The 7,785-nt window shown below is 66.2% G+C and carries 7 protein-coding genes; 2 read left to right on the forward strand and 5 right to left on the reverse strand.

Annotated elements, in window-relative coordinates; all coding sequences use genetic code 11:
• The 3 genes from DLJ53_RS34330 to DLJ53_RS34340 form a co-directional block, all read right to left on the reverse strand.
• Positions 1–1,446: type IV secretory system conjugative DNA transfer family protein (locus DLJ53_RS34330; protein ID WP_148713071.1), on the reverse strand; the 1,446-nt coding region annotated here is incomplete at its 3' end.
• Positions 1,447–1,457: 11 nt separating this feature from the next.
• Positions 1,458–3,176: a relaxase/mobilization nuclease domain-containing protein gene (locus tag DLJ53_RS34335; protein ID WP_146620199.1), complete on the reverse strand. Its 1,719-nt coding sequence runs from the start codon at positions 3,174–3,176 to the stop codon at positions 1,458–1,460.
• The gene (locus DLJ53_RS34340; protein WP_111352808.1) at positions 3,173–3,649 is read right to left on the reverse strand and encodes a DNA mobilization endonuclease VirD1/MobC family subunit; all 477 of its coding nucleotides are present in this window, start codon (positions 3,647–3,649) and stop codon (positions 3,173–3,175) included. The genes DLJ53_RS34335 and DLJ53_RS34340 overlap by 4 nt, the downstream gene beginning before the upstream one ends.
• Positions 3,650–4,493: 844 nt before the next feature.
• Between DLJ53_RS34340 and DLJ53_RS34345 the strand changes: the two genes are divergently transcribed.
• Positions 4,494–5,249, forward strand: a complete 756-nt coding sequence (locus tag DLJ53_RS34345) for a tellurite resistance TerB family protein (RefSeq protein ID WP_111352809.1) — start codon at positions 4,494–4,496, stop codon at positions 5,247–5,249.
• A gap of 91 nt (positions 5,250–5,340) precedes the next feature.
• On the opposite strand, the gene DLJ53_RS34350 is transcribed toward DLJ53_RS34345, so the two are convergent.
• Positions 5,341–6,678: an alkaline phosphatase D family protein gene (locus DLJ53_RS34350; protein ID WP_211100743.1), complete on the reverse strand. Its 1,338-nt coding sequence runs from the start codon at positions 6,676–6,678 to the stop codon at positions 5,341–5,343.
• A 254-nt stretch (positions 6,679–6,932) separates the two neighbouring features.
• Here DLJ53_RS34350 and DLJ53_RS35020 point away from each other — a divergent pair, with 254 nt between their 5' ends.
• The gene (locus DLJ53_RS35020) at positions 6,933–7,127 is read left to right on the forward strand and encodes a hypothetical protein (protein ID WP_146620200.1); all 195 of its coding nucleotides are present in this window, start codon (positions 6,933–6,935) and stop codon (positions 7,125–7,127) included.
• An 86-nt stretch (positions 7,128–7,213) separates the two neighbouring features.
• Here DLJ53_RS35020 and DLJ53_RS34355 read toward each other — a convergent pair whose 3' ends face one another.
• Entirely contained in the window at positions 7,214–7,642 is a 429-nt protein-coding gene (locus tag DLJ53_RS34355; protein WP_483396336.1) for an FkbM family methyltransferase, read from the reverse strand.
• Positions 7,643–7,785: the final 143 nt, after the last annotated feature.

Raw genomic sequence — 7,785 nt, forward strand, 5'->3', positions numbered from 1 at the left:
AGGACCGAACCGACCAGCAGATCCCGGCTGTAGCTTAAAACGGCGCCCGAACTGTCCAACCGATAGGGAGCAGCTCACGGCGGGCGACATGAAGAGCTGCAAGCGGCAGTTCGCCAGGAACACGGCCGCGCCCTCTCGGCCATAAAGAGCATTGTCGCGGATGCTGGCGAGGGTCTGCACCACGATCATGATGCGCCCGCCGTAGCCGCGAAGCGTCGTGACGGCTTGCTGCAGAACCTCCATACGTCCCAGCGAGGCGAATTCGTCGAGGAGGAACAGCACCGGATAGGGCTCATCCGGGCCGGGCTCGGCACGCTGCAGGAGAGAGATGGTTTGCTGGAACATCAGCCGGACCAGCGGTGCCAGCGGCACGATGTCGTTCGGCGAAACGATGACGAAGATCGACGTCGGGTCGCGGCGCAGATCGTCGATGCCGAAGTCCGACTCGTCCGTGGCATCCCGAACGGCTGGATCGGCCCAAAGGCCGAGCCCGCCGTCTGCGAGGACGGAGAGGTAGGAGGACAGGATGCGCGATTCCATCCCTGCCATGCGGTTGAAGATCTTCTTCGCCTCCTCGGCTACGACCTCGCGCGCGAGGCGTTGAAAGACCTCGAACGCCTCTCCGGGCTCGGCCAGCGCATCATAGATCGCTCCGATCCGGGGCGTGCCGCGCTCGATGGCGAGCAGCGCCGTCGCGGCGAAGATCTCCCGAGCGCCTTCGAGAAAGCCCTGTCCGTTGCCGCGCGCGACGATCAGCGAGGCGGCCAGACGGCGCGCCTCGATAAAGCGGCGGCGTGGGTGGACGTCGGCAACGGTGGCGAGCGGGTTATAGCGATGCGTCCGGCCATGCGGATCGTAGGGGCTGAACTTGAACACCCGGTCGCCCATGGCGACACGACGCCGCGCGGTCAGCTCGAAATTCTCGCCCTTCACGTCGAGGCAGAACACCGAGCCCTTGTAGGTGAGGAGGGTCGGGATCACGACGCCGACACCCTTGCCCGATCCGGTCGGCGCCGCGATCAGGCTGTGCGGAATGTCGTGCGAGGTGAAGAACTCGCCCGCGGATCGAGGGCGCGCCAGCTTGCCGTAGATCGGTCCGCGCACGTCCTCGAGCCTGGCGGTGAGCCCGGCCTTGCGCAGCTCCTGAGGCTTCGCCCACTCGGCCGAGCCGTGGCTCGTGCGTTTGGGCTTGTGGCCGACGGCCGGGACCGCCACGACAAGCAAGGCCGCGACGCCAGCGAGGACGATGAGACCCGTCCGGAAGGGCTCCCCGAACCGGCCGACGGTCCACGGAGCATGCTCGAAGAACGTTTCGAAGCCGACATCGGCGATGTCACCGCCGGTGCGCCACGCCGTGTAGCCACCGGCAGCGAGCACCCCCAGCATGAGCCCGACAGCGAGCCCGATCAGCGCGAGGACGAGAACGTCGCGTGCGGTCTTTCCCACGACGTCCGCCCCTACAGCCCGCGTCCTCCATCTCGCTCGCGCGCTTTGCGGGCGGCGTTCCTTCGCTCCTGCGCGTCGCGCTCCTGCTGATCGGTCTCAGCTCGCTGCGCCTCGGTATTCTTGTCGGTGCGCGCCTTGTCCGCGTCAACCGCTGCGCTGCGCGCGGGCGGTGACGTGGTGCGGATCCCGGGTCCAGCGTCGACGGCCGGCCCGCTCCGGGCTTCCTCGCGTGCCGTCTGATAGACGGCAGCGATCTCCGTGTGCATGCGCTGCAAGGCGCGATCGCGCTGCTCGCGGGTTTCTTCGCGGTCGCCGCGCAGGCTGCGCGACAGCTCGCGTTCACGCGCCTCGGCCGCGCCATATTGGTCCGCGAGGGCCTTGGACGGCGGCCCGCCCGAATAGCGCTCCACCGTCGCCTCGCCGTTAAGACCGTATCTCTCGGCGATCCGGCGCACCTCGACATCGGCTGCCTCCTTGAGCGCCGCACTCTGCGCGTCGCTGCCGGCGAGGCTCTGATAGCGCCCGGGCGCGGCGGGCCGCTGGAAGTCACGATACTGAGCGTCCTGCATGTAGGGCGCCGCCTCGGCCTTGAGGCTCGCCACCTGCCGCATCAGCCGCACGCGCTCCGCACCGCCCGGCAGATCGGCGATCCCCTCGTCCATCCGGTCGAACCGTGATTGCGTCTCGATGCGCGCCTGGTCGAGCTTCTGGCTCATCGTGGCAATCTCCTCTCGGCTGATCCTCGTGTGCCGGTCCTGCCGCTCGGACAAGGCCTTTCCATGTTCGATCGTGGCAGAGACGCGCCGCAGGGCCTCCGCCATCTCCGGCGCGTCGCGCTCCAGCATCGTCGCCTCGGCCGCGAACCGCCGGGCGTAGTGGATGATCGCGGCCGCGGCTCGGATCGCTGAGACCTCCGAATGAGTGGGCGCCACCGGTCTGCGCCCCTCCTTTGAGGCACGGCGGAACTCGGCGTCGGGCACGGTCCGCTCATGAACGCCGCGGGCGTACCGCGGTGTCGCCTCGAGGTCGATCCCCTCCCCCTGCCCCACGGCCACGGCGAGGTCTCGCATCGCCTGATAGTTGAAGTCGCTGCGCTTGGAGACCTTCAGCCACGTCCCGTTGTCGAGACCGCGCCGATGCACGACGACGTGGATATGCGGGTGGTCGCGGTCGGTATGGAAGGCCGTGTAGTAGTCGAAGCTGTCGCCGCCATAGGCGCCGGAGCCGAACATCTCCTCGGCCCACGCGCGGCCGGCTCTCTCGGCCGCCGCCTCGTCGGTCCCCTGCGGGAAGCTGACGATGAAGTGCGAGGTGCGGTCCGCGCGGCCCTCGCCGTCGGTCGGCATGGCCCAGGCTCGGACCATGTTCGCGACTTCCTCCTCGTCGATCTCGATGCCCATGAAGCGCTCGGAGCGCTGCAGCTCGACGCCACCTTGGCGCGCCAGATAATTCATCTGCGCCTTCAGCCCGGCGACGTTCCGGGCGCCGCCGGTCCGCACCATCTTCACCACGGCCTGAGCGCTGTGCCCTGGAACGCAAGGTGGCATCGGCGCTCCGCCAGGCGCGATGTCCTCCTGATGCGCCGCGGCGATGGACTGCCGCATGGCCGCGCGTCCGCCGAGTCCGAAATCGACCTCGCCCCAATCCTCGCCCATGACGGCGTCGACGGCGGAAACGTAGGCCGGAGCCCCCCTCCCCTTCGCCAAAAGGTCCAGGACCGGTTGCCTCACGAGGACGACGCCTTGCGCAGCCGCGCCTCGCCGTCCGTGCGCCGGGTCGCGGTCTCGGTGATGGTGCGAAGCTCCGTATCGAGGCGCGACAGCGCCTTTCCGAGGTCTCTGCGCTCCTCCATGAAGGCACGATAGTCCGGGTCGTGGGTCCGATTTGCGGACTTGGCGATCTGGTTCACGTTCCGCGCGATGCCGGCAATCTGGGCTTGAAGGTCCTTCAGGACGGCGAGCGTCTCGGCATCGGCCTCCAGAAACCCGCCGATCCGACGTGCCGCGATCCTCAAAGCGCGGTTCCGCTTGAGCCCCGCGCGGGCGATCGCCTCGTCGAACGCGGCGAGCTCGGCCTCCGTCATCTTCACCGAGACCGTCTTCTCGGCCCGTTTGGGCGCTGGGTTGGAGGCGTCGCTCGTCCACGAACCACCCGAGAGTCGGCGGTTCGGCCAGGGCGGCTGGCGGTCGTGATCGTCGGTCATGCGGGGAGGGTCGAGACGGTGAGGTGGGCTTTAATCGCGAAAGTTCTACTTTCCGATATATCCTGCCTCGTCTTTCACCTCAACCTCAAATGCTGAACAAAAGCATCAATTGTGCTGTGTTCTTCTGTGCAATTACGTGATTGTCACTCTGCACATTTGCGGAAATACGTGACTACCATTCTGCGCGTCTGCGCGTCTGCGCGTCTGCGCGTCTGCGCGTCTGCGCGTCTGCGCGTCTGCGGGATCGCGCTCATGCGCGCCTGTGTTGATACGCGAATACGCTCATGCCGTGTTGCGTGCTTGCGCTTCTGCGGGTCTGTCCGGTTACGCTTTTGCGCTTTCGTGGGCATGCGGCGTTGCGCTTTTGCGTCTTTGCACCTTCGTGGGCATGCAGCGTTGCGCTTCTGCGGCTTTGCTGTGCTGCGCGCTTACGCCAACGCGCCTCTGTTCTGCTGCATTTTGCGGCTTTGCGTGCGTTACACGGGGCCCATCGCCACGCTGCCTTGTCGAATAACGGGAGGCCGATGACGTGTCCCTCTAGACCGCCTGCTGGAGGCCGTCGAACCGCAGGGCCGAAGCCAGATCGCGGCGATGATGTTGGTGCCCATGGTTTCGCGGACAGATCGTCGCGTTGGCACGCTGACGTGGCGCCGACGAGCCGGCGCAATTTCAAGCTTTTGACCGGCCTGTGAGCCAGATTCCGTGACGGAAGGGGCGGTTAGCGTGTGATTTCGTCAATCGGAAGCCTCGTTCCGAGGCAGCTGTGGATCTGGACACCGGCTTGAACACCAGAGGTCCCGCCCATAGCTCCGGGCGAAGGCATTAACTCGACAGGGCAAACCGAATGGATGTGAAATCGATCCTGGAGAGCGCTCTCGGTTCCGGATTCTCTCAAAAGGGTGGCGGCGAACAGGCTTCCGATTTCGTGGGAGGGCTCGCGTCCAACCTCACGGAGGGGTTGCCCACCAATCTTGCGGGAGGGCTGGCCACGGGTCTCATCGGGGGCGCCGCCGCCGGCGGTCTGCTCAGCCTGATCACCGGTTCGAAGAACAAGCGCGGAGTCGGTGGTAAGCTCGTCAAGTACGGCGGCTTGGCTACGATCGGAGGGCTCGCCTACAAGGCCTATCGTCGTTGGCAGGCGAAGAACGCCCCCGGCGCCGCCACCTCTCCGCACGAGCCTTCCAATCCGCCCCCCGGCGGCCCCTTCGACGTCGAAAACGATCGCGACGCCGCCGGCGACGACTTCCGTCTCGTTCTGGTCCGCGCCATGATCGCCGCAGCGCAGAGCGACGGCCATATCGACAAGGACGAACACCGGCAGATTCGCGAGCAGGTGACGACATGGGATCTCGGCCCATCCGAGAAGGTCGCGCTCTACGAGTATTTCGCCGAGCCAGCCGATGCTGCGACGATCGCGCGCCTCGCCCGCACCGACGAGCAGCGCGCCGAGATCTATCTCACGTCTGCGCTCTGCATCGATCCGGACACGGCTGCGGAGCAGGCCTACCTTCAGACCCTCGCCGACTGCCTCGGCCTTCCGCCTGGCCTACGCGGCTATCTCGACGCCGAGGCCGAGGCGGCACGCCAAGAGGTCGCGTAAAGCCGGAGCCCGGCACCAGGACACCGACGCCGATCCGGTATTGGCTTAATGGCGCGCGGCCGGAGCTGCGCGCTATGGAGTGCAGGATGGCTTAAAGATCCATAGGGGCGGTCGGGCCGCTCTGCTCCAGGTGCCACTGCGACTGCCATCGACCGTCCCGGCGCGAAAGCGTGAGGAAGTTTCGCTCGGCGACGTAGCGACGCCGGTGGCCCGGCAGCGGCAGAAGGACGATGGGGCTGTCCGGCAGCGGCGCCTCGCCGAAGCTCGCGAGCAGCCCGAGCGCGGACGCGTAGGCTCCGCCTGGCGGCGGGTGCGTGATCCCGGAGGCGACGAGCTGGTGGATCGTCCCCTCCGACGCGCGCATCTCGGCGCGCGTCGCGAGATGGATCTCCCCGGAGACCACCGTCACCGCACCGCTCGCGCGCAGCCGCTTCATCTCGCCCAGCATCCGCCGCCATTCGTCGCGATGCACGTGGCTCTGCCACTGGTCGCGCAGATCGTCCTCGTACTTCTGCATCTGCGGGATCATGACGAGCAGTCTTTCGATGAGCGACAGGCGCGGCCCCAGGAGCGGCACGCTTGAGACAACGATGGTGTGGTCGCCCTGAGGGTCCGTCCCGGTCACGAGCCGCCACCCCTCGGCGCCCATGATGCGGTCCCGCCGCCGCTGCGAGCGCAGGTCTGGCGCCACCAGCGTCACGCCCGGAAGCCGGTGCCGCCAGCCGAGGTTGGCCCCCGTTGGGTCGGGCAGGTGCGCGGCGATGTCGCTCTCCACCAGCCCGAGCTGGAAGAGGAGAAACATGCGCCGTGCCACCTCGAACAGCACCGCGCCGACTGGGCCGTCCGCTACCTCCTCCGGGAGCGAGCCCCAACCGTCACAGATATCGTGGTCGTCCCAGATCGAGAGCGTCGGTACCTCGGCGTAGAGCCTCGCGGCGTCGGGTGCGCGAACGACCTTCACGTATCGGGCGATGAAGCCGCGCTCCAGGTGGCGCTTCAGGTCTGCAAGGTCGTCCGGTCGCGGCACCGCTTCGAGGTCGTCCGGCCATTTGTCGGTGAGTGGGTGGCCGTCGGTGACCTCGTCCGCGTAGATCTGGTCGCCGCCTTGCAGCAGGAGGGCGAAGGGGGCCGTTTCGTGCTCCTCGCACAGCCTCGCCCACATTGCGTTGCGCTCTGCCGGCTCGCGGTCGAGGTCCCCATGCTCCTTGCCGTTGCAGCTCACGAACGCCAGGCGAAGGTCACCGGCGAGCTCGGTGACGACCGCGTAGTCGTCGCCCTCGAAACGGTATCCGGGCGCCCCGGCCGGCAGGTCGAATTCGTACCGCCAAAACGACAGGCCCTCGAACTCATAGATCAGCGCCGGCGCATGGGTCCCGTCCGCGACGACGATGTCGCCCGGTGGCGTGGGGCCGTGAGAGATCAAAAGCACGTGCAGTCTGAGCCGATTCTTGGCGTGACCCCGAAAATAGAGGATCGGGCGCGCTGGCCCCAGGTCCGTTGTCATGTCGGGGGTGCCTCCGGATCTCGCCGCATTCGGCGCAGTCGAGTTGTCTCGGCGACATGGTCGTGCGGGAACTGACCGACAGCGGGCAACACCCGAACAGTGTTGACCACGTCGTTGTGACATGGGGCTTGAAGCGGCGTCTACACTGGCGACAAGTCGCCGCTCTTGCGAGGAACGGCATGACTATCAGCCCTGGCTGGCGCCTTTCGGCGCTCGGCATTGACGACTGGGCGTGGCGCAAAAGCCGCCGCTACGGCGCACTGATCTGCGATCGGGAGCGACGTTTAGTCATCGACCAGCTCTCGGACCGCGAGCCGGCAACTGTGTCCGCGCTGGCTCGCAGAGCGGCCGAGCATCGAGATCATCGCCCGTGATCGTGGAGGCGGCTATGGCGCTGGCGCTGCCAAGGGTCGAACGGAGGCGGTGCAGGCTGCTGATCGCGATTGCGAGCGCGAATGGATCAGGTGGATGGTAGGCTCAGAAAGTCCCTCCGAATTGCAGACGGATAGCGGATCACGGCATCTCGAAAGAATGGTTCGGACACGGCTCCCAGCCTGGCAAACAATGCATTGAACTGTGTTGGGGCCTGGACATCACGCAACAACGGAACCAGTCCGAATTCCTCCAAGGCGGAAAATACATCTTCATCCAAAAGTTGATTTTCCCAAATTCGACGGGTTTCCAGCTCGATGTAGGCGAGCTTGCATGCTGACAAGGTTCGATAAGCGCCTGCGATTACCTCGCCAATAGCTCCTTCCACATCGATCCAGGCAATGTTGGGCAAATCCGCGGCTTCGCCCAGGAAGTCGTCGAGCCTAACCGCATCGACTTCGACGATATCACCGTCGGTCGATTGGTGATTCGACATTAGGCTCCCGAGCCCTTTCATGGGAACCCCGTCCCGCGTTGGAACTTTGAATGGCAATCGTCCAAACTGTTTGGCTACGGCAAGATTTGAGCTGCTCCCTATCGGTTGGACAGTTCGGGCGCCGTTTTAAGCTACAGCCGGGATCTGCTGGTCGGTTCGGTCCT

Origin of the sequence: Acuticoccus sediminis (assembly GCF_003258595.1) — a bacterium.
Lineage (GTDB): Bacteria > Pseudomonadota > Alphaproteobacteria > Rhizobiales > Amorphaceae > Acuticoccus > Acuticoccus sediminis.

Coding starts and splice junctions, on each gene's coding strand:
- DLJ53_RS34340 (WP_111352808.1), bottom strand. CDS start 3,649: ATGACCGACGATCACGACCGCCAGCCGCCCTGGCCGAACCGCCGACTC.
- DLJ53_RS34345 (WP_111352809.1), top strand. CDS start 4,494: ATGGATGTGAAATCGATCCTGGAGAGCGCTCTCGGTTCCGGATTCTCT.
- DLJ53_RS35020 (WP_146620200.1), top strand. CDS start 6,933: ATGACTATCAGCCCTGGCTGGCGCCTTTCGGCGCTCGGCATTGACGAC.
- DLJ53_RS34355 (WP_483396336.1), bottom strand. CDS start 7,642: ATGAAAGGGCTCGGGAGCCTAATGTCGAATCACCAATCGACCGACGGT.